The sequence below is a fragment of the Hyphococcus aureus genome, assembly GCF_042643165.1.
In the GTDB taxonomy this organism is placed as follows: domain Bacteria; phylum Pseudomonadota; class Alphaproteobacteria; order Caulobacterales; family Parvularculaceae; genus Hyphococcus; species Hyphococcus aureus.
The window spans coordinates 285,226-305,591 of sequence record NZ_JBHRSH010000001.1 but is presented as its reverse complement, the minus strand read 5'-3'; the positions used below and the strand labels follow the sequence as shown (position 1 = coordinate 305,591).

At 55.3% G+C, this 20,366-nt stretch carries 16 protein-coding genes; 10 read left to right on the top strand and 6 right to left on the bottom strand.

Translation table 11 applies throughout. The features are described 5' to 3' along the window. Positions 1-13: 13 nt before the first annotated feature. Positions 14-559, bottom strand: a complete 546-nt coding sequence (locus ACFOOP_RS01335; RefSeq protein WP_379878952.1) for a nuclear transport factor 2 family protein — start codon at positions 557-559, stop codon at positions 14-16. A 38-nt stretch (positions 560-597) separates the two neighbouring features. Further along, on the bottom strand, positions 598-1,746 hold the full coding sequence (locus tag ACFOOP_RS01330) for a sulfotransferase family protein (protein ID WP_379878950.1): 1,149 nt from the start codon (positions 1,744-1,746) through the stop codon (positions 598-600). A 128-nt stretch (positions 1,747-1,874) separates the two neighbouring features. Between ACFOOP_RS01330 and ACFOOP_RS01325 the strand changes: the two genes are divergently transcribed. Then, complete coding sequence (locus tag ACFOOP_RS01325) at positions 1,875-2,795, top strand: SDR family NAD(P)-dependent oxidoreductase (RefSeq protein WP_379878948.1); 921 nt, start codon at positions 1,875-1,877, stop codon at positions 2,793-2,795. Between the two features lie 96 nt (positions 2,796-2,891). On the opposite strand, the gene ACFOOP_RS01320 is transcribed toward ACFOOP_RS01325, so the two are convergent. After that, positions 2,892-5,192, bottom strand: coding sequence for a TonB-dependent receptor (locus ACFOOP_RS01320; protein WP_379878947.1), 2,301 nt, complete (start codon positions 5,190-5,192; stop codon positions 2,892-2,894). A gap of 262 nt (positions 5,193-5,454) precedes the next feature. Here ACFOOP_RS01320 and ACFOOP_RS01315 point away from each other — a divergent pair, with 262 nt between their 5' ends. Beyond that, the gene (locus ACFOOP_RS01315; protein ID WP_379878945.1) at positions 5,455-5,979 is read left to right on the top strand and encodes a nuclear transport factor 2 family protein; all 525 of its coding nucleotides are present in this window, start codon (positions 5,455-5,457) and stop codon (positions 5,977-5,979) included. Between the two features lie 101 nt (positions 5,980-6,080). Here the strand turns inward: ACFOOP_RS01315 and ACFOOP_RS01310 are convergent, their stop codons facing one another. Further along, complete coding sequence (locus tag ACFOOP_RS01310) at positions 6,081-6,257, bottom strand: hypothetical protein (protein WP_379878943.1); 177 nt, start codon at positions 6,255-6,257, stop codon at positions 6,081-6,083. On the opposite strand from ACFOOP_RS01310, the gene ACFOOP_RS01305 reads away from it, so the two are divergent. Further along, the gene (locus ACFOOP_RS01305) at positions 6,256-7,434 is read left to right on the top strand and encodes a hypothetical protein (RefSeq protein ID WP_379878941.1); all 1,179 of its coding nucleotides are present in this window, start codon (positions 6,256-6,258) and stop codon (positions 7,432-7,434) included. The genes ACFOOP_RS01310 and ACFOOP_RS01305 overlap by 2 nt on opposite strands. A 24-nt stretch (positions 7,435-7,458) precedes the next feature. Further along, positions 7,459-9,594 (top strand): molybdopterin-containing oxidoreductase family protein, encoded by a 2,136-nt coding sequence (locus ACFOOP_RS01300; RefSeq protein ID WP_379878939.1) that lies wholly within the window; start codon positions 7,459-7,461, stop codon positions 9,592-9,594. Positions 9,595-9,602: 8 nt separating this feature from the next. Here ACFOOP_RS01300 and ACFOOP_RS01295 read toward each other — a convergent pair whose 3' ends face one another. Then, complete coding sequence (locus ACFOOP_RS01295; protein ID WP_379878937.1) at positions 9,603-10,691, bottom strand: glycoside hydrolase family 172 protein; 1,089 nt, start codon at positions 10,689-10,691, stop codon at positions 9,603-9,605. 169 nt (positions 10,692-10,860) lie between these two features. Here ACFOOP_RS01295 and ACFOOP_RS01290 point away from each other — a divergent pair, with 169 nt between their 5' ends. From ACFOOP_RS01290 to ACFOOP_RS01265, 6 genes are all read left to right on the top strand, one after another. Next, positions 10,861-11,913 (top strand): LacI family DNA-binding transcriptional regulator, encoded by a 1,053-nt coding sequence (locus tag ACFOOP_RS01290; protein ID WP_379878935.1) that lies wholly within the window; start codon positions 10,861-10,863, stop codon positions 11,911-11,913. Positions 11,914-12,007: 94 nt separating this feature from the next. Then, a complete protein-coding gene (locus ACFOOP_RS01285) occupies positions 12,008-13,528 on the top strand; it encodes a fucose isomerase (protein WP_379878933.1) in 1,521 nt (506 codons plus the stop codon). A gap of 20 nt (positions 13,529-13,548) precedes the next feature. Continuing rightward, complete coding sequence (locus ACFOOP_RS01280) at positions 13,549-15,171, top strand: ribulokinase (protein ID WP_379878931.1); 1,623 nt, start codon at positions 13,549-13,551, stop codon at positions 15,169-15,171. A 123-nt stretch (positions 15,172-15,294) separates the two neighbouring features. Next, the gene (locus tag ACFOOP_RS01275) at positions 15,295-18,015 is read left to right on the top strand and encodes a DUF2961 domain-containing protein (protein WP_379878929.1); all 2,721 of its coding nucleotides are present in this window, start codon (positions 15,295-15,297) and stop codon (positions 18,013-18,015) included. Between the two features lie 883 nt (positions 18,016-18,898). Further along, complete coding sequence (locus ACFOOP_RS01270; protein WP_379878927.1) at positions 18,899-19,030, top strand: hypothetical protein; 132 nt, start codon at positions 18,899-18,901, stop codon at positions 19,028-19,030. Beyond that, positions 19,027-19,923 carry a TauD/TfdA dioxygenase family protein gene (locus tag ACFOOP_RS01265; RefSeq protein ID WP_379878925.1) on the top strand — a complete coding sequence of 299 codons (897 nt, stop codon included), beginning with the start codon at positions 19,027-19,029 and terminating at the stop codon, positions 19,921-19,923. The genes ACFOOP_RS01270 and ACFOOP_RS01265 overlap by 4 nt, the downstream gene beginning before the upstream one ends. On the opposite strand, the gene ACFOOP_RS01260 is transcribed toward ACFOOP_RS01265, so the two are convergent. Continuing rightward, positions 19,920-20,132 carry a hypothetical protein gene (locus ACFOOP_RS01260; RefSeq protein WP_379878923.1) on the bottom strand — a complete coding sequence of 71 codons (213 nt, stop codon included), beginning with the start codon at positions 20,130-20,132 and terminating at the stop codon, positions 19,920-19,922. The genes ACFOOP_RS01265 and ACFOOP_RS01260 overlap by 4 nt on opposite strands. Positions 20,133-20,366 lie beyond the last annotated feature (234 nt).

Genomic DNA, 20,366 nt, shown 5'->3' with positions numbered 1-20,366 from the left:
CGACTTGCGGCAATTAGCAGAGCATATTGCTCGGAAGCAGCTCGTATGAAGCATCCTCCCTCGAGGGCAGGCCGCGCGGCCCGCCGGCGGCAAAGGATTGGGCCCAGCTGTCGGTGGTTTTGAAGGTCTCCACCCAATCGAAAATCACCCGGCGATGGAGAATTTTCCAGATCCCGCCGCGTCTTTCATACTGGTCAAGATAGCGTCCCCCAATAAGCTGAACCATGCCGTCGGCCGAGCCTTTGAGTTCGTTGTAGGAAGACAGGTAAATTTCACCAACAGCTTCATCGCCATCAACAACAAACAGAAGATTTGACATTTCATGCACGGTCGCGCCGGCTTGCTGTTGTTTGACCGTCATGATGAAATCGGCAAATTCATGGGCATTGCCGGTGAAAACGCCGTTATGGTCATGAATGGCATCCGCATGATAACAGGATTTCAGAACTGGGCCGTCCGCGCGATCTATTGCGCGCGCGTATTTATAGGAAAGCTCGGCAAGCTCCTGCTTGCTTGCTAGCTGGTCAAGGCGGTCTTCAGGCGGCAATCCTTGGGTCATTAAAAGCTGCTCCCATGTTCACGGCTGTGCGCTACGCCTTATTGAATGTAAGCGGCGATGTATTCAGCGAAGGCCGTCCGCACGCCTGCCTCATCAAGGCCGTATTGCTCAAGGCTGTAGCGATGGCGGCCATGCTTGTCTTTCTGATTTGCAGATTCCCATGCGAGCATAGCGGTCAGCGCCTTGTCGCTTAATGTCCAGCCTGCAAATTCATGAAGCTCGCGAATAACGCTTTCGCCCTCTTTCACTGTTCGCTGATAAGACAGATCGAGTATGCGTCTCTCGGGATTTTGGCGGCGCCATTCGACGCCGGGAAGGATCATGTCCGCCAGCACTTGCTGTTGCTCTGCGCCAAGCTTTTTTGCATCGATATCTTCGGAAAACAGGCCCCTGATCTGTGCAATCAGACTGCACCATGACGGCACGGCCTCAACCGGATCGCGATGACACCATACAAGCGAGGCATCGGGAAAGGTGCGGGTCAGCATGGTGAGATTTTCTGTGTGGATGACAGCCTTCAGGACCCATGGCTTGCCGGTTTTGTTATCCTGCCATTGCAGTATCTGCAGGCAATCCCGCAGAAAATCGTATGCAGGCGTGATATCCGCCGTGTTTAACCAACTGACAAAGTCCGGCGCATGAATGTAATAACTCCATGTGCGGGTGAGGCATGTGTGCTGCAGAAGCGCGCTTTCTTCTTCCGCTTCTTCCGGCTCGAACACATGAACAGTTTTTAAATCAGCGGCGGCGGAGTTCATTTGATCGGCGGCGATGGCCGCCGCTTCGAAGCGCTGATCGTCGTGAACTGTTTTGTCACCGGAAAACGGAACAGGAAAGAGGCATTGCCATGTGGGCAGGAAATTCAAGTCCGGAGAAGCAGCGACCATGCGTTGCAGTTTCGTCGTGCCGCTGCGCGGCAGACCAAGAATGAAGACGGGTTTTTCAACCGGCTGTTCAAACGCCTGAGGGAATAATTTCCGGTAGTTGACGGCTAACAAAAATGCAGCCGCGCCTGCCGTCAATTGTTGTTGAACGCCGTATTCGCCGTTTTCAGACAAAGCGCCGTCTTTATTGGCGCTTTTGATGAAAACATCCATCGCCTGCAGAAAGGGGTCCCATGGACCGAAATCGGAAAGCCCAGTTTGCGTACGCGCCGCCGCGATGATGGCGTCGAGTTGCAATGACACGTTGTTTCCTCCCGGCGTTTACGCCGCTGTTTCGCATTGCAGAGCATGAGATATACTATACAGATGAAAAAAATACCAGAAAGAATAATCGCCTGGCGCGATTCAAATATCAAACGGAGGATGTCTCAATGGCGAATATTTCACTCGAAAATCAGGTTGCGATTGTAACAGGCGCAGGCAAAGGGCTTGGCCGGGTATACGCGCTGGCGCTGGCGGTGAGAGGCGCAAAAATTGTTGTGAATAACCGCCGCCATAGTGATGAAGACAAGTCGAGCGCCGACGCAACGGTTGACGCCATTCGTGCAGCAGGCGGAGAAGCTGTCGCGAATTACGACTCTGTTGAAGACAGCAAGGCTGGCGACAATCTTGTCGCGCAGGCGATGGATCAGTTCGGCCGGATCGACATCGTCATCCCGAATGCCGGCGTCGCCCGTTATGGCGCGCTGCACGATGTTGGTGAGGACATTTTTCGAGAGTGCATGGAAATAAACTATTTCGGCGCTTTGCGGCTTGCTGGCGCTGCATTGCCTCATATGCGTGCGTCAAAGTATGGACGTATCGTAATGTGTATTTCAACAGGAGGCCTTTTCCCATGCGCTTCCGTTGGCGCTTATGGCGCCTCGAAAGCGGCGGTAGTTTCCTTCATGAAGGCGTTGGCGCAGGAAGAGGCGCCGAATGGCATTGGTGTCAACGGCATCGCGCCTTATGCCTCGACAGCTATGCTCGGAACATTGCCTTTGTTGACAGCAGAACAAGGGAATCTGATTAAGCCCGAGGCTGTCGCGCCGGTGCTTGTATGGCTTGCGAGCCCAGCCTGTAAAAAAGCAGGTGAAATCATTATAACAGGCGGTGGCGCGTTCAAGGCTGCGGCTGGACCGACGCAAGGAAAGACAAAATTTGTCGGGGCCCCGGGCGAAGCGCCGACTGTTGAAGAGGTTGACGCTGTCGCCGACGATCTCCTCCGCATGGAAGAACCAGAACCCGGCGGTGATGTTCTCAAAGCGCTTGTGGATTTTGTCCGTGACATTGAAAAAAAAAGGGCCTGCTAGAACGCGGCCCTCTTGGATAACAGTTCATAAAATTCGGCCGGGCGTACAGGGAGGAAGAAAACGCCCGGCCGACGGAAAGTCGATTTCTTAGGTAACTTAGAAACTAATCTCCGTCTGGATCGCCAGCGTGCGCGGGCGTTCGATATACCCGTAATAGCCGCCTGCGAATGCAGGGTGGTCATTTTGGAAGAGCAGCGTCTGCTCGTTCGTCAGGTTGCGGCCGACAAACGCGATGTTCCAGCGATCATTTCCGTCATAGAGCCCGACGCGAGCGTTAATGCGCGTGGCGTCATCTTCCACGTTGCCCGGGTCGAGGTCGCTCGTTCTGAAATAGTCGCTTGAGTAGGACAGCTCAAAACGGGCCGCTGCGTAGAGTCCGGCTGTAATGTCGTGACGCAAGTCGAGACCAATATTGGCGGCGATGTCGGGCGCATATTGCACTGGGCGGCCAGAGATATCCTGAACCCCGCCGACGCAGCCGTCAGCCAATGTTTGACCGGAATAACAGGCCGTATTCATGAACTCGTCATACTCAGCATCGAGGAATGTGGCGGCGCCGGAAATTCGCACGCCTTCAGCAAGCGTGAACGCGGCGTCCACTTCAACGCCCTGGGAAATCACTTTCGCAGCGTTGCCGACGATGAAGTCGATGGCTAGTCCGCCGCCGCCCGGGAAAATACTGACCTGGAGGTCGTCAAACTTGCTGCGGAACAAGGCGAGGTTGAACGAACCACGGCCCTCGGCGAAGACGGTTTTCAGACCAGCTTCATACGAGGTGACGCTTTCATCGTCGAAGCCGAAATTCGCAGGTGTGAGGCGCGCGCCAAAAGCGTCAAAGCCGCCGCTTTTGAAGCCAGTTGAGTAGCGGAAATAACCCATCACGCCGTCGGTAATGTCGTAATCAATGCCAACCATGGGGGTTAATTTATTGACAGTGCGTGAATCCGAGAGGGTATGGCTGGCGCCAAGCGGCCCGAGGTCCGTCAACATCGGAATCTCCGCCCGTGTGCCGGCGCCGGCAAAGAACTGATTCTTCATCGCGGATTTTTTCTCGTGCGTGTAACGCAGACCGCCCGTGAGGGTCAGGGCATCGGTGACATGTAGATCCGCCTGCGCAAACAGAGCGATCATGTCGGTTTCCTGATCAAAAAGCCCAACGCGTGTGACCGCCAGCGGTACAGATGGGTCATAGACATGGAGATCCTGACCGTTGACGAAATGCTGCGCCTGGTAATAGGCGCCAACGATGTAATCGACGGTTTCGTTGTCAGTGGATGTCAGGCGAATCTCCTGCGTCCATTGCTCGAGTTGTTCTTCAACTTCGAAATGCAGGGCTGACAACGCCGTGACGTCGGCGTCGTTGGCGTCATCATAGTCCATATCAGTATAGGTTGTAATCGCTGTTACCGTATGGCCCGGGATAGTCCAATCCAGTTGGAAACGGCCAAGATGGGCTGTGATGTCCTTAAAGTTTTTCGTGAAAACACCGCCGAATAGAGCTGGGTCCCCATAAGAACTCTTATGGGTGTCCGGCGTACAGTCATCTACTGGCAGCATCAGGAATCCAAGAACGAACTGGTCAAACGCACTGCACTGTGTCGTCTGGTTTCGGTTGCCGTCTTCTTTCAACACTTCAAATTGATAGGAAGCGGAAGCAACGAGGTTGTCAGAAACATCAGCCTCCAGCGAAACGCGACCGGAAACGTCTTCCCGCTGTGGTTCTTTTTCGCCTGTGGCGTCATTCGTCAGGAAGCCGTCCATGCTGCCGTAACGCAGAGCTACACGACCGCGCACCCTGTCGCTGATGGGGCCGGAGACGGCGCCGGTGAGGAGAAGCTCTCCATGATTAAACTCATAAAGGCCATTCAAATAGCCTTCGAACTCATCAGTGGGTTTCTTGCTGGTGATGTTGATCGCGCCGGCGACCGTATTCTTGCCGAACAAGGTTCCCTGCGGACCTTTCAGCACTTCAACCCGATCGATATCAAGGAAGATCAATTCGTTCAGACGGCTCCTGCTGAGATAAATGTCGTCAAGAAAGAAGCCGACAGATTGTTCGAAGCCGAGATTGCCTTCGGTGCCGACGCCACGAATGAGCGCGACGTTAATTGTGCCGCTGTCAAAGACTGACACGCCGGGCATGTTGATGCTGAGATCAAGAATAGAGAAAATGCCCTGGTCCTTGATGTCACCGCCGTCAACGACGGAGATCGAGATCGGCACTTCCTGAAGGGTTTGTTCGCGTTTTTGCGCCGTAACGACAATCTCGTCCGATTGCGCATAGGCGCCGCCGCCCAGAGCAAGCGCCATCGCCGATCCGGCGCTGATGAGGCGGGCTCGTATAGTGCGAGCGCGACGTGTCTCAATAAAGTTCGGGTGCTGTGATTCTAAGGTCATGGAACGCCCCTCCCGGCGATTACAGGTTGTCTTTGCGCCTGTACGGCCTTGCCTGCCGTGACGCGGCCCATTTTCGGGCTTCTATTTCAAAAATCGTATCAGTAGGATAATATACTGTAAAGTAGCTTTTTGCCTGACAAGCATTTTTCGGCGGGCGGGTGCTTTTCGGCAACGCCGACGATTGCGGCGTCGCAGCATAGTCGCTGAAGAGTATGACAGATGTGCTCAGCTCAGCGCCAGGACCGGAAGAAAGTACGGTTATATGAGCCTTGGGATTCGGGAACTCTCCGCCAGAGCAGCCATACAGGATACGATTGCCCGCTATTGTCGCGCGATTGATCGGCGTGATTTTTCGCTGTTGCGAAATGTTTACCATAAGGATGCGATCGACGAGCACGCAGGCATGTTCTCCGGTACTGTCGATGAATTCATCCCCTTCGTGACGGAGGCAATAAAAGCATTCGAGCGGACGACCCACATGCTTGGGCAGACGCTTATCTCGATCAGCGATGAAGAAGCTTTTAGCGAGGCATATTTCAAAGCGTCACATGTCATAAAAAACAACGCAGACGGACAATCCCTCGTCGTCGTGTCTGGACGTTATGTAGACCGTCACGAAATGCGCAATGGCGAATGGCGCATAGCGCACCGTGTCACCATAATTGATTGGACAGCTCCGCCTGTTCCAATGAGCGAACAGGCCAATGCCGGGCAAGGACTTGAAACTCTGGAGGTTGCGGGCGGAGACGCTGACCTACTGCCAAAACGAACGCCTTTCTTCGCCTGATCTCGCCAGAACCCGCTAGCTTGGGGAGATTCACCACGGCGGGGCGCAAGACTTCATTCGTTGTTCTTGAAAGTTTAAAAATATACCAGTAAGAATAATCCTCAAAACATGCGCGACCGACGCATGAGGTAATGAAATGAGGAGACGCTTGTGAAGTCCGACACCGCTTCGCGTCGTTCGGCGCTGATTTTTTTATACGCCGCATCGTTGGCGTTCTGCTTTTTTCTATCTTCCTGCAGCAAATCCGAACCGCCGGCGGCGGTGAAAGGAGCCGACATGGCGGTGAATTCAGAATGGACGGCGTTTCTTGAAAAGCTCAAGGAAGGTGAACAGGTAACGACATTTCTGACCGATCCCGACGATCCAAAACTGAAAATGGAAGCTTATCGCTTCCTGATGATGTCAGTCACGCAAGGCTATATCGTGCGCATGCTGCATGATAATGACTTCCCTCATTTCAACGCCATGTATCATTGGCCTTATACGGCAATCGGTGCCAACCCCGACACGACTTATTACCATACATCGCTTGACCCAAACGGCGTTTACCGCGTGTGGGGGAAGAGAAACAACATGTATATGGTGAATTTCCAGCTTGCCGGCGAGTTCTATCGTGTCGATGGGGGCACCTATGCGGCGCTGGCGAATTACGATTTCCAAGATCTGACGATTGATGAGGATGGCAATTTCGAATTCTTTTTAAGCGCAGAAAAACCCGCTGACTGGGATGGCGACTGGTTTCCCATGACGCCGGACACGCGCTACGCCGCAATTCGTCAGGTCGCGTATGACTGGCTGACCGAGCGCGAAGCGGAAGTTCGGATCGAACGCGTTGACAGGAAAGTCGCTTATCCGCCGCCCCATACTGGAAAGCAGCTCGAAAAGGAGCTTGAGGAGGCGGCGAACGCATCGGTTGGCGTGGCGCTCACCTGGGGCGAACATGTTGCTCGGTTCCGGCGCAAGGACGTCATCAATAAACTTATTCCTGAAGGCTTTGTGGATGAAGGCGGTTGGGCGGCGCAATCCTATTATCACGGCGCCTTCGACATTACTTCCGATGAGGCGCTGGTGCTGGAAGCTGAGGTGCCGGAAAAATGCCGGTACTGGAATGTGGAGCTGACCAACGAACTTTATGTGCCGGTCGACTACGTAAACCGCCATAGCCATATCAATGGGTACAGAGCCTATGTTGGTCCGGATAACATGTTTCGCGCCGTGCTGGCTCATAAAGATCCAGGCATAGAGAACTGGCTTGATGTCGGAGGTTACAAAGTCGGCAGCATTCTCGGCCGCTGGAATGAATGCAGCGCGCAGCCGCTGCCTACATTGACGAAAATACCGTTTGCTGAGCTCGACTCATACCTTCCAACAGATACGCCGCGCGTGACGCCAGAGGAGCGTGCAAAGACTGTCGATGCGTTGCGCAACGCCTATCTGATGCGCGTTCATCGTTGACACACTTGCTTTCCGGAGCTGGCTATGCCTGAGACGAACTCGTCGTCCCCGCCGAAGACTGGCGACCTGGAAGAAAAAATCACTTACTGCAGCATCTGCGAACAGGTGTGCGGGCTGAAGGTTACGACGAAAGGCGATCAGATCGTTCGCATCGAGCCTGACAAGGAAAATCCCTATAGCTGGGAGGATTTCTGCATCAAAGCGGCGACCTCTGACGAGCTTCGCACTCATCCGGCGCGCCTTTTATCTCCCATGAAGCGTGTCGGCGACCGCTATGTGGCGGTGTCCTATGAAGATGCGATTGGTGAGATTGCCGATGCGTTTCGCCGGATTATGGATGAAGATGGGCCGGACGCCATCGGCTCCTATACCGGGAATCCGAATGGCTTCTGCTTTACCAATTCAGTGTTTCACAACGCCTTTATGGACGCACTCGGCTCGCACAACCGGTTCTGGGTGGGCTCAGTCGATCAGAACGCTGTCCATTATGTCGGCGAGGAAATGTATGGGTCGGCGTGGACGGCGCTTATTCCCGATGTCGACGACTGCAAATGTTTCTTGTTGATCGGCTCTAATCCAGCGATTAGCGCCATGAACTGGGTCGGCGCCGTGCCGCGCGGCTGGAAACGCATGCTTGAGGCGATGAGCAACGGAGCCGAGCTGATCGTGATCGATCCGCGCAAGACGGAAACGGCGCAGAAGGCGGACCTGCATCTTTCGCCCTTGCCGGAAATGGATTGGGCGTTCTTGCTCGGCGTCTTGCGCGTCATTTTTGATCGCGGCTGGGTGAATGAAAAGGATTGCGCCGAAGCCGTCGGTGTTGATGAGATCAAGCGCATCGCCCAGGCAGTTAATCTGGAAGACCTCTCGGCGCGGTGCGACATCCCGGTTCGCGATATGGAAGTGGTGGCGGAAAAATTCGCACGAGCGGAAACCGCAACCTGTTTAGCACGTACTGGCAGCGCCATGGGACGCAACGGCGTTCTTACGGAATGGCTCACACATGTATTGAACCTTGTCACGGGCCGCACAGACAGGCCGGGCGGACGCATTCTCTCTCAGGGCGTCGCCAATGTGATGGATCTCGGCGCCAATGTTTTCGTGCAGTCGAGAACGCCGAGCCGTGTCCGCGGCTATGCGCCGGTCGCCGGGGCGCATGCGGTTGCTGAAATTCCCGATGAAATTGAAACGCCGGGCAAGGGGAGGCTAAGAGGGTTCATCATTAACGGCGGAAATCCTGTGGTCGGCGGGCCCGATGGCGACCGGCTAGATGCGGCGCTGTCAAAGCTCGAATGTCTTGTTGCCGTAGACCTGATGCAGCGCGAAAGTCATCGCCACGCGCATTGGCTGATCCCCGGCGTTCATTTCCTTGAACGCGAAGAAATACATGTCCTGATCGGCTGCATGCATGATGTCCCCTTTGTACAAGGCGCCAGCGCAGTGGTCTCTAAACCTTCAGGCGTGCGGCATGAGTGGGAATTTTACAAAAGGCTTGCTGAAGCTCTTGGCGTAACGCTTTTTAGCGGCGTGTTTGCGCCTGATCCAACGGCGGTTGAAGAGGCGCTTCTCGGTATGGGCGGGCGGATGACCCGTGAAAAGATCAAGGCGCATCCCCATGGCGTGATCTTTGGCGAGCGGCAAATCGGCAATCTCAGAAAAAGTCTTTATACGCCAGATAAGAAGATTCATGCCTGTCCGCCCGATTTGGCGGCATTGCTGAAATCGCGTCTCGCCGAACCAGCGTCGCGTTCTGACATAGCTCAATTCCCGTATCAGCTTATTACGCGCCGCCGCCTCCAAATGATGAATTCATGGCTTACGGAATCGAGCGGGACACGCATCCGCAAGGATGTTGGTTCGGCCATTGAAATCAACACAGGCGATGCGACGCGGGAGAACCTTCAAAATGGCGATCTTGTATCGGTGCAGTCGAGCATCCGCGCCATTGAGGCGGTCGTTCACGTCTCATCGGATGTAAGGCCAGGCGTCGCCGTTATGGAACATGGTTGGGGCTCGCGGACATTCGATCCCGTCACCGGCGCCGTGCTGTCGGAGCGTGGAAAGAACCGCAACAGGCTCGTCTCGGGCGAGGATCTCGACCCCCTGACGCGGGTGCCGCGGTTCAACGGCGTGCCGGTTAGAATAGAGCGCCGGCCATGATCTGAAGATCAGTCGATCGTCACCGTTTTCATCGCCTCGGGCAGGTCCGTGATGCGGGTGGCGAGGTCGGGATAGGCGGGAAGCGGCGCGCTTGGCGATGGCTCGTACCAGAATGTTGCGCAAGAGACGTCGTCTTCGCGCTCAAAGATAGCCTCCTGAAGATACACTTCAGGCGATGTCGGTGGCACTTTGCAGCATCCAATTTGCTGGAGGGTGATCCTGACGTCCTTGTGCCAATAGACCGGATCGGCGAGGTGCCAGCGGTAAAGCGAGACACGGCCTGTTTCCGAATCATGGGCGTTTTCACGCCAGCTTGCGCCGTTATAGGGCGCGGTGGTGTTCTGAATGCCGAACGAATGGCCGACATAGTCTTCCGTGCCACTGCCGGCGATTGTCGGGAAATGCTTGTCGCCGTCGAGAAAGATTTTGACTTCGCCTTCGCCCCACCAGCGCCCAGCCAATGGGCGGATGCCTAACACGGCGCCGATATAAACACCGCGGCTTTTGCGCAGAGGCAGGATTTCAAAATCCTGTGCTTGCGCCGTCGGGTTTTGACGCTGAAATAGGACATGAAGACGGCCAAAGTCGTTGGGAAAAGAATCTCCTATCGTGTAATCGATCTGAAAAAAGGTGTAGGCGGGGCGGTCAGTTTCATTGGTGAGCGTAACGCGGGCGTGTTTCGCAAAAGGCATGGGGAGCCAGATGTTCATGCCCGCGGCGTCGGCGAGGGAATGCGCCGCGCTTGCATAATTCGTCGGCATCCCGTGAGCGAAGCCAAAAAAATCTCCAATCGGCGCTTCAATGCTCGGGTGCTGTTGTTTCTCCCAGTAAACCCGGATCGTGACGCCGCGCAGCAAAACCGGATCCGGCATGGTCGTCACCCAGATATGGCGGAAACAGCCAGGCCCTTTCACATTGGCAAGTTCGATTTCCTCCCCTGGCATCAACACATGCAAAGGAGCGCCTTTCCTGCCGACGCCTAGGCCGCTCGCCGCTTTGCCGCCTTTGCCCTTTTCGCCTGTCGGATTTTCAAATGTGATCGAGCGGCTCTCAACGCCTTTAGGAATAAGAAAGGGGGATGAAGCCGGATCGAACATGTTGATACTCCTTGCTAAATTTCAGCGGCTCAGTTTTGTGGCAATGGTGGAGAAAAAGCAAGCTAAAAGGATTTAGTAAAGGCTTTCTGCGCCCTAAGGAAGCCTCACTTCTTGTCTTGTGCAACGCCGTAAAACTGATCAAAGAGGGGAGGCGCGTTATAGCCACTCCATGAAGGATGACATGGGAAAGTCCACACGATCACATTCTCAAACCAGGCGAGGCGCCCCCGAAAGCATATCTATTGAAGCCGTCGCCCGGAAAGCCAAGGTCTCTACGGCTACGGTCAGCATCGTGCTTAATGGAAAAGGCGAGCGATACAGGATCAGTAAGGCGACGCAGGAGCGTATCAAAGACGTTGCGAAGAAACTGAACTACGAGCCAAATCCAGTTGCGCGCAGTCTCCGCCTGGGACGCACACAGACGATCGGTTTCGTTATCGCCGATCTGGCGAACCCGTTCTTTGCAGAACTTGCCACAACCCTTGAGCGCTTGTGTCACGAACATGGCTATCTATTGCAGATTTCCGCCTCAGGCGATGATGTCGCCATGGAAGAAGAGATCATCCGTAACTTTGTCGCTAAATCGGTGGATGGGTTGATCATCGCGACGTCTCATGAAGAGTCTGATTTTCTCTCAGACATAGCAAGCCGCACTCCGACGGTGTTTGTCGACCGCAAAATCAAGGGATCCAATTGTTGCTGGGTTACAAGCGACAATTATGAAAGCGCTAAAGAAGCCATCCGTCGCTTGATTGACAAAAGAGAGTTCAGAGAAGTCGCCTATATCGGCGGTGCGCCGAGCCTTTCCTCAAATATTGAGCGATTGCAGGCTTATGAGAACGTGCTGGAGGAGGCCGGTGTGCCGGTGGCGCGACGTATTGTGAAAGAGGGCGCATTCACATGTGATGCTGGAAAAGCAGCGATGAGCGACATCATAGAAGAGATCGGGCGTCCTCCAGATGCGGTTTTTACGGCTTCATATACATTGCTCGAAGGCGCTCTGGCTGAACTGAAGCGCAGATATGGAGCTGCACAACCCGACATAGCCATTGCGACCTATGATGATCATCCGTTGCTGGACTATGTTGCGCCGCCTATTCTCTCGGTTCGTCAGGACTGCCCGTTATTGGCGGAAAGCGCCTTTTCTATTTTGACATCCATGATGTCAGGATCCTCTGGCTTGCAGCGCATTATAGCGCCGGCCCGGATCATACAGCGCTGAAAGCATTTGTTTTCCAATCTCCTTAGGGCCGTTTTGCGCTTTACCTTGCTAAAACGATTTAGTAAGCTGTAAATAAAAACTCCTGGGAGGAATAATGTCCAATCGCGTCGCAATTTTCTGGCCGGGGGACTACCGCGCCAAACCGAATGAACTTGCTGAGCCTCTCGTGCGGTCCAAGACGGAGCAGATGGTTCGCGCCCTGAAGAAGCTGGACAAGACGCCTTACGTTATCGACCGCTTCCTGACACGGCCAAGCGAAGCGATTGAACATATGGGCCAAGTTAACGACCCGGCTGTCGGGCTCTTTTGTCACTGGGTTTATGGTCCGCACACGGTGGACGGTGTTGTCGGCAAAACGTCGCCGCTACTATTGGCTTCAAATTTTGACGGCGGGTTTCCGGGGCTGGTCGGGTTGTTGAACACGGCGGCCTGTCTCGAACTCATGGAACGTAAATCATCGCGTCTTTGGGGCAATGCTGATGATTGGACGCAGGATGATGCGTTCATGTCGCGCCTTGAAGAATGGTGCCGCACTGGTGAGATCAAATATCAAACGGACGAGCTTCATGACAGCGTGGAAGTGTCGGCGAAGGCGCAGGCTTTCGCCAAAGCTATCGCCGAGGAAATCAGCCTACGGAGAATTCTCATCCTGATGCTCGGCGATACGTCGATGGGAATGACCAACGGCTATTTCGGGCCGCGGGTGCTGGCGCGCCATGGATTCGCCGAACATAAAGTGGATCAGGCCTGGTTGCCGAAACGCATGGAAGGCATTGATTTGGCGCGCGTCGAAAAAGCCTTTGCCTTCTTGCAGGACAAAGGCGTGACATTCCACTGGCGCGAGAAGGATGCGGAAGACTTCACGGAAGACTCAACCCGCGAGCAATTGCGTATGTATCTCGCCGTTGTCGATCTTATCAAGGAATTCGGCGCTGACTGCCTCGGCTGGCAATATCAACTCGGGCTCGTGCCGGTGACGGCGCCGAGCGATCTTTGCGAGGGTCTTTTTAATTCCAAATGCCGGCCGGAATCGGATGGCGAGGTTTTTATTACGGCCACGGAAGCCGACCAGGGCAATGTCATCCCGATGGAAATGATGAAGCGCCTTCAGAAGAAAAAGGGGCTTCACGAGGCGGTCATGTTTCATGATATCCGCTGGGGCGGCGAAGAGGAGGGGCGCTTTCTCTGGGTCCTACTCAACTCCGGAAGCTGCGGCGCTTATGCGTTCAATCATAATCCAGACAGTCTTGAGGGCGCGCACAGTTTCCGCCAGCCGGCGATGTATTTTCCGAATGCAGGCGGCACATTCGCCGGCGTAAGCAAGCCCGGGAAAGTGACATGGGCGCGGGCCTATTTGCGCGGTGATGAATCCTGGATGGACATTGGCAGAGGCGAAGTCGTGGATCTCCCGACTGAGCGCGTTCAGCATTACTGGCAAAGCACGACGCCGCAATGGCCGATCATGATGGCCGATCTAGGCTGCTCGAGAGACGCGCTGATGGCGCATTTCATGAGCAATCATATCGCTGTTTCTTACGGAGATATTTTCGAGGAAATGGTCGCCCTGAGCCGGATGTTGGGTTTCCGTGTCCGGGTCATGTCTTCCACCCTTTAGCGCCGGGAACCATACGGATCATGGCGGATTCTGACCTTTTTATAGGTGTTGATTTCGGTACGGAGTCGGTTCGCGCCGCGCTGTTTGACGACGCCGGCGCCTGTCACGGCGAAGCGGTCGTCGCGTATCCGCGTTTTGGCTATGGCGCTTACACGGACCCAGCCAATCATTGTTATCGCCAGCATCCTTTGGACTATGTCGAAAGTTTCGATGCGGCGATCATCAATCTCCTGAAACCGCACAGCGAGAAAGTCCGACAATCGATCAAGGCGATCGGCGTTGCGACGACCGGATCCACGCCGGGCCCGGTGGATGCGGCCGGATTGCCGCTGGCGCTGCATGACCGGTTTGCAGAAGATCCCGACGCCATGTTTGCCCTCTGGAAAGATCACGCCGCGATTGGCGAGGCGGAGGAGATTACAGCGGCGGCGCGGAACTGGCCGCAAGGCGATTACACGCGCTACTGCGGTGGGGCTTATTCGGCCGAATGGTTCTGGGCGAAGCTGCTGCGGGTAGTGCGCCGGAAACCCGAAATCGCCGCCGCTGCGTCCTGGGTTGAGCATTGCGACTGGATCGTTGGTTATCTTACAGGCGTTTCCAACAGCCGGGATTTTCCGAGAAGCCGCTGCGCCGCCGGTCATAAGGCCATGTGGCGGGAGGAATGGGGCGGCCTTCCGGATAAACCGTTCTGGATGTCGATCGATTCAAAGCTCGAAGGCGTTTGTTCGCGGTTATATGACGGCACGGGCACGGCCGATCAGGCTGCCGGCAAGCTTGCGCCTGCGCTTGCAGAGAAATACGGGCTTTCCGCAGAGGTGGTGATCGCCGGCGGCGCGCTTGACGCTCATATGAGCGCCGTCGGCGCGGGCATTCAGCCGGGCGCTCTTGTGAAGGTCGTCGGCACATCGACTTGCGACATGGCCGTATGCGATCCGGAGTTTCTGCGCAGCGCGGGCGGCGAGGAAAAAGTCGTCTCCGGCATATGCGGGCAGGCGGACAGCAGCATTCTTCCGGGCTTTGTGGGGCTGGAGGCGGGCCAGTCAGCATTCGGCGACATTTTCGACTGGTTTGGGCGGCTGATCGGATGGAGGGGCGCCGGCAAGAATAATGACGCCATACTATCCGCCTTGAGCGCGGCAGCGGAAGCGTTGCCGCCAGTAGTGGACGGTCCGGTTGCGCTGGACTGGTTTAACGGCCGCAGGTCTCCGGACGTTGATCTCACCCGCGAGGCGGCCGTCGCCGGGCTTTCACTTGGCGTCGATGCGCCACGCTTTTATCGAACGCTGGTCGAATCTGCGGCGTTTGGATCGCGAGCAATCCTTGAACGCTTCACAAGAGAAGGTGTTCCTATAGAGGAAGTAATTGCTGTGGGCGGCATAGCAAACAAATCCCCCTTAGTGATGCAGGTGATGAGTGATGTTCTTGGGCGGCCGATCCATGTCGCCGCGGCGCCGCAGGCTTGTGCGTTGGGCTGCGCCATGGCGGCGGCAGTCGCGTCCGGGCGTTTTCCTGATCTTGGCGGCGCACAGGAAGCGATGGGCGGCGGCTTCAGGAAATCCTTCGAGCCCCATAAGAATGGAAGAGCCGCGTATGACGTTTTATATGCTCGCTATGCGCAGCTTGCCGCGCAAGTTTCAGGTTGATGCCCGGCTCGCTGTCGGTGATATGCCGGTCGCGGGCCTCTTACGGTTTTGCTGGAGGCGGCCATGAAGCTCCAAGGCCCTGTTTCATCCGTTGTTTTTAGCGTATGCGCGGTGTCGGCAGTCATGGCCGCTTCAGCATCTTATGGCACAGATGACCGCAACGCGGCCTATCCACCGGAAATTCCGTTCGGGCAGGACTCATACCGGATGCTGGAAAAATGGCCGCTCCAGCGGCTCGGCGTTCGCGCTTATATGCGATCGACCTATGACCGCACCGGCGGCAATATCGATGCGTCGAACTTTCTCTACCAACAGGCGGAGGATTTCAACGTCACACTGGATGTCGAAGGGCAGGGCGCGCTTTATTTCGTCAGAACCAATCATTGGCATGGAAGCCCTTGGCATTACGAAATCGACGGCGTCGATCACATCGTTGAAGAAACGACGACAGCGGACCCGACCCGTAAGCTTGATAGATCCACATTCCTTCCGGAGCATCTATTCCCATACCCCCTAGCGCTAACTTACGAACAGACAAAAGGCGCGGACCTGAACTGGGTACCCATGCCTTTTGAAAAGCAGTTGCGGCTGGCTTATTCACGCACCTTTTACGGTACAGGCTATTACATCTATCACTTGCTGGCACCCGGCGTCCGGACGACAACGCCTGTCGAAGCGTGGGACGGCGCTGTGTCGCCGGACCCTGCGGTCCTGAAGGTGCTGGAGCGCGCAGGAGAGAATCCTTACCCAGACGCGGAAGCAACCAGCGCTCATTATGCGGGGAATGCCAGCATCGGAAGCGGCGATGCGGTCACCATTTTCTCTGCAGAAGATGGACCGTCCGTCATGCGCGCGTTGAGCTTCGATCTGCCAAAAGAACAAGCGGAGCGATTTGGAGATGTCAAACTGCGGATCACCTGGGATGGTCGCAAAGAACCATCCGTTGATGCGCCGGTCAGCCTGTTTTTCGGCGCTGGAACATTGCATAACAATGATGGCAGGGAGTGGCTTGTCCGCTCGCTGCCTGTATCGATCCGCTTCAAGGACGATCGTGTTTATCTCAACAGTTATTTTCCCATGCCGTTCTTTCGCTCGGCCAAAGTGGAGCTTGTCGGATTTAATGACAGCGATGGCTTTGCCGACATCAACTGGCAACTATCAACGGTTCCTTTTGTGGGCCCGCCAAATCATTCAGGCTATTTCCATGCGACCTACAAAGACCATGGCAAACCGGCGCTGGGACAAGATCTTGTTTTCCTGGATACGAAAGGCGCCGAAGGCGCCGAGATGTGGTCAGGCAGTTTTATCGGGACGTCATTCAGCTTTACCGACCGCGCTGTGTTGACAACCTTGGAAGGCGATCCGCGGTTCTTTTTTGACAACAGCCGTACCCCGCAAGCGCAAGGAACGGGTACAGAAGAATGGGGCGGTGGAGGCGATTACTGGGGTGGTCGAACCATGACGCAGCCGCTGGTTGGCCACCCAACTGGCGTCATCAGTCCGAAATTCGCCAAGTCTCCTGAAGATCTAGTCCATTCGGCTTACCGGTTTCTCCTCGCAGACCTGATGCCGTTCGGCCAGCGCGCAGTGATCAGGTTCGGTCACGGCGGTGAAAACGAAAGTTCCGAGCGCTACAGGACAGTCGCCTATTGGTATGGGCTCCCAAGCCCAAATCTGGTGCTCACCGACGCTGTTGATGTGGGCGATCCGAAGAGTGAAGCAGCGCATGATTATGTTTCGCCGGACAGTGAGCTTCATGAAGTTACATCGCGTTTCGAATGGGGGCCGGACCATGTGCCGCTGGCCCTGGGAGAGCCGGTGGCCGATCCGCAACAAAAGATTACGTTTGCATTCGACGCGCCGGCTGGACGATACAACATCTGGGTAGAGACCAGGCTTACCGACGAAATTTTTGACGCGCATTCACTCTGGCTCGAATTCAATGACGACATCGGCAGTGGTGAGCGAAATCCGGCTTATATGGGGGCGTGGGGATTTATGAATGTGGGTGCGCAGAACAATGCATTCCGCTTTGTAAACGGTTCACTGTTTTCCGGTTGCTCCGGCAATCCTTACGCTCTTCTCCTGCCGGCGTCGCAAATCGAGTTTGAGAGCGGCGGCGAACAGATTTTGCAAATTCAGCCGAGAAACGGGCGCATGGAGGTCGGACGCATACTATTGAGCCCGCACCGGACTTGCCGGCCGGATCCGGAATTCACTCTTGAAAATGGTGAAATTCTTCTTGCGCCAAGTGACGCTGGAGAAGTGCGAGGATTCAAGCCTGAAACCGCCCCTGAAAAACCTTCCATGACAGCGCTTGTCCCCGCAACAGCGCCTGCCGAGATGGAAATTTATCAAGCCGAGAGACTTGACGGCAGGATAACAACGGGAGCGTCTGAATTTTCGGTGCGCATTCGGCGGGATAATGTTGGCGTCATGCTGCGCAGGACGCTCGACTATGGATACGCCAATCAGCGCGCGAGGGTTTGGGTTAAAACAAACTCTGGCTGGGCAGATGCGGGAATATGGAATACCGCAGGTTCGACGTCTTATTATCATTCTTGGCCAGCTGTTGCTTCCGGAAATGAAGATGAGCTTCCGTTCCTGTCGCGCGCCGGCGAGACCGCCCCGTCGCAACCGGAGCTTGTCACGTCAGATCGGCGTCTTAGAGATGAAGAATTTCTCTTGCCGGTTCACCTGACAAGGGGAAAGTCAAAACTGACTATCCGAATGGAGTTTGAGCCGCGCAATCCGCCGCTGCTTCCGGGAATGGCGCCATTGGGGACGGTGTGGACGGAGCTTGAATATCAGGTCTACAGTTACGTGATGCCGTGGGTTGAATAAGCGGGAGGGATAGTAGGTCTGGCGGCGCAAATACTGGCGGCTGTCGAGCACCCATGAGAAGAGTGTAGGACCCAGATCGCCTGTTACGATTAATTTTTTCCCTGTTTCCGCGTAAAGTTTCCCTGTAACCCAAACAGGGGATTCGTCGCTAAGGTGCTGAAACTTCAAAAGTATTTTGTCCATAGATTGCCAGATCGCCAAAAAACACAAGAAATTCGCTGTAAACTCCCTGAAAACAGGGAACATGGCCCGAGACGCGTTCGATCGGTATCACATCCACCGCCAGTATTCTCGCTCCAGATTTCATATCTGTTTCGCCATTTCAGGGGGCGTCAGCTTTTGCTGCCTTCGAGGGCCGAGCCAGGCTTTTTTTGACCGTTAGCGCCGACGCGCTTCAACCGAAAAGCGCCGACGATTTGTTGCTCCCGTTAACTCGAAATTGCGCGCACCGATCCTTCGACCCGGAGGGGAAGGACCGTTTCTTTCTTCGGTTTTGACGGCCATAGAATTTCGGCGCCGCTGCTTATTTCAAACTGAGCGCTTCATTCCTTTTCGTAACCGGCGCTGTTCGGTAATCTGCGTTGGCGCTGCTTTGGCTTCTGCAACTATGCAGAAAATGCGCACATTAATCAGCAAAATATATATTTCTGTCTCGTTCAGAGAACGCTGCATGCGCAACATGCGTGATGATCTCATGTCGCCAAGGGAATATTGTCCTCCAACACTGTAGCCCGCCGCCTTTGGTTGGAGGGGGAGGGAAAGAGATGGCTGGGGCGTCCGCTTAGAATCAAAACGGTCACATTCACTGCAGTGCGCCAGCGTGCGTTTTGCCGCCCGGCAGGCTCTCAACGTCAAAAACAAAGAAACATTAGGGAGAGTGGAAATGAAAAAGTCGCTTGGTTGTCGAGCTGAACAGCAGTCTGTCGCCTGCCTTGCGGCGCGCGCTGTCCTGCTGGCGCTTTTTACGAGCGACAACGCGCATGGCGATGAAGTTGCAGCAGGAGAAACGGCGTGAACGTGAACATCCGCCCTCTCCATCCAATTTTTGCCGCTGAGCTTACCGGCGCAAACCTCGCTGTCCCGCCTACTCCTGAGTTTGTTGAGACCGTAGAGCGGGTGATGGCGAAATATGCGCTAACCGTGATCCGCGACGCCAACATCTCCGACGAGGAGCATATTCGCTTCAGCCGCGCTTTCGGCCCGCTTGAATTGCCGCCAGGGCTTGACCGCTTCGACAGCAACGGCGCTCCCAAAAAGCGCATCGCGGCTGAACTTTATGACATTTCCAATCTGGACGAGAATAACGAAATCATCCCTCGAAACAGCGAGCGGCGCAGGCTGGCGAAGGCGACGGAGCGGTTTCATACTGACAGTTCCTTCCATCTGATGCCAACCAAATGGTCGCTGCTGCGCGGACACATTATCCCGCCGGTTGGAGGCGATACGCATTTTATCGATACGCGCGCGGTCTATGACGAGCTTCCACAGAAGATGAAGGATCATATTGAGGATCTCGTTGTCGTCCATGATTTCTGGCGCGGGCGCGAACTTCTTGGGGCGACGGGCATCACTGAAGAAATGCGTCGCACCATGCCGGCCGTAAACCATCCGCTGGTGCGAACCCTGCCCTATGGCCGCAGGGCGCTTTACATCGGTGGGCATGCGTCGGGAATCGTTGGCTGGCCTGAGGATGAAGCGCTCGGTCTCCTCGATGAACTTTATGACTTCGCCACGCAGGAGAGGTTCATCTACGCCCATAAATGGCGCCAGGGCGATATGGTGATCTGGGACAATCGCTGCACATTGCACCGCGCCACGCCTTTAGAAACGGATGACTACAAGCGTGATGTTCGTCGCGCCACTGTCAACGAGTATGGTCCGGAGAGGTCGGCGGAGGTCGTCGCCTAAGCCTTGCCGGGGCCGCAATCGGGATGTGGTGAGGCGCAGTTGATATGAAGATCGAAATAACCCGTGTCGAACAGGCGTTTGAAGGGGCGCCCTTCGGCGCCGTTGGCGCATACGAAAAGATTGTCGGACGGGCTACAGGTGATGTTGACCCGGCGCATCCGCTCAACGCCGGCATTGTGAATATCGACAAGGCGCCGACAAACGCCCAAGGCCGCGTCGAATATGCGTGCGATTTTTACCTGTTAAAACCCGCCGACATGCGACGGGGCAATCGCCGTATTTTCTACGATGTATTGAACCGCGGTCTCAAGCCTTGTCTGCATACGATCAATGATGCGCCGCGCGACATCAATAACCCGATGATGATCGCTCGCAATGATCCCTCGCTGGCCGCACATGCCGGCAATGGCTTTCTGATGCGCCAGGGATACACAATTCTCTGG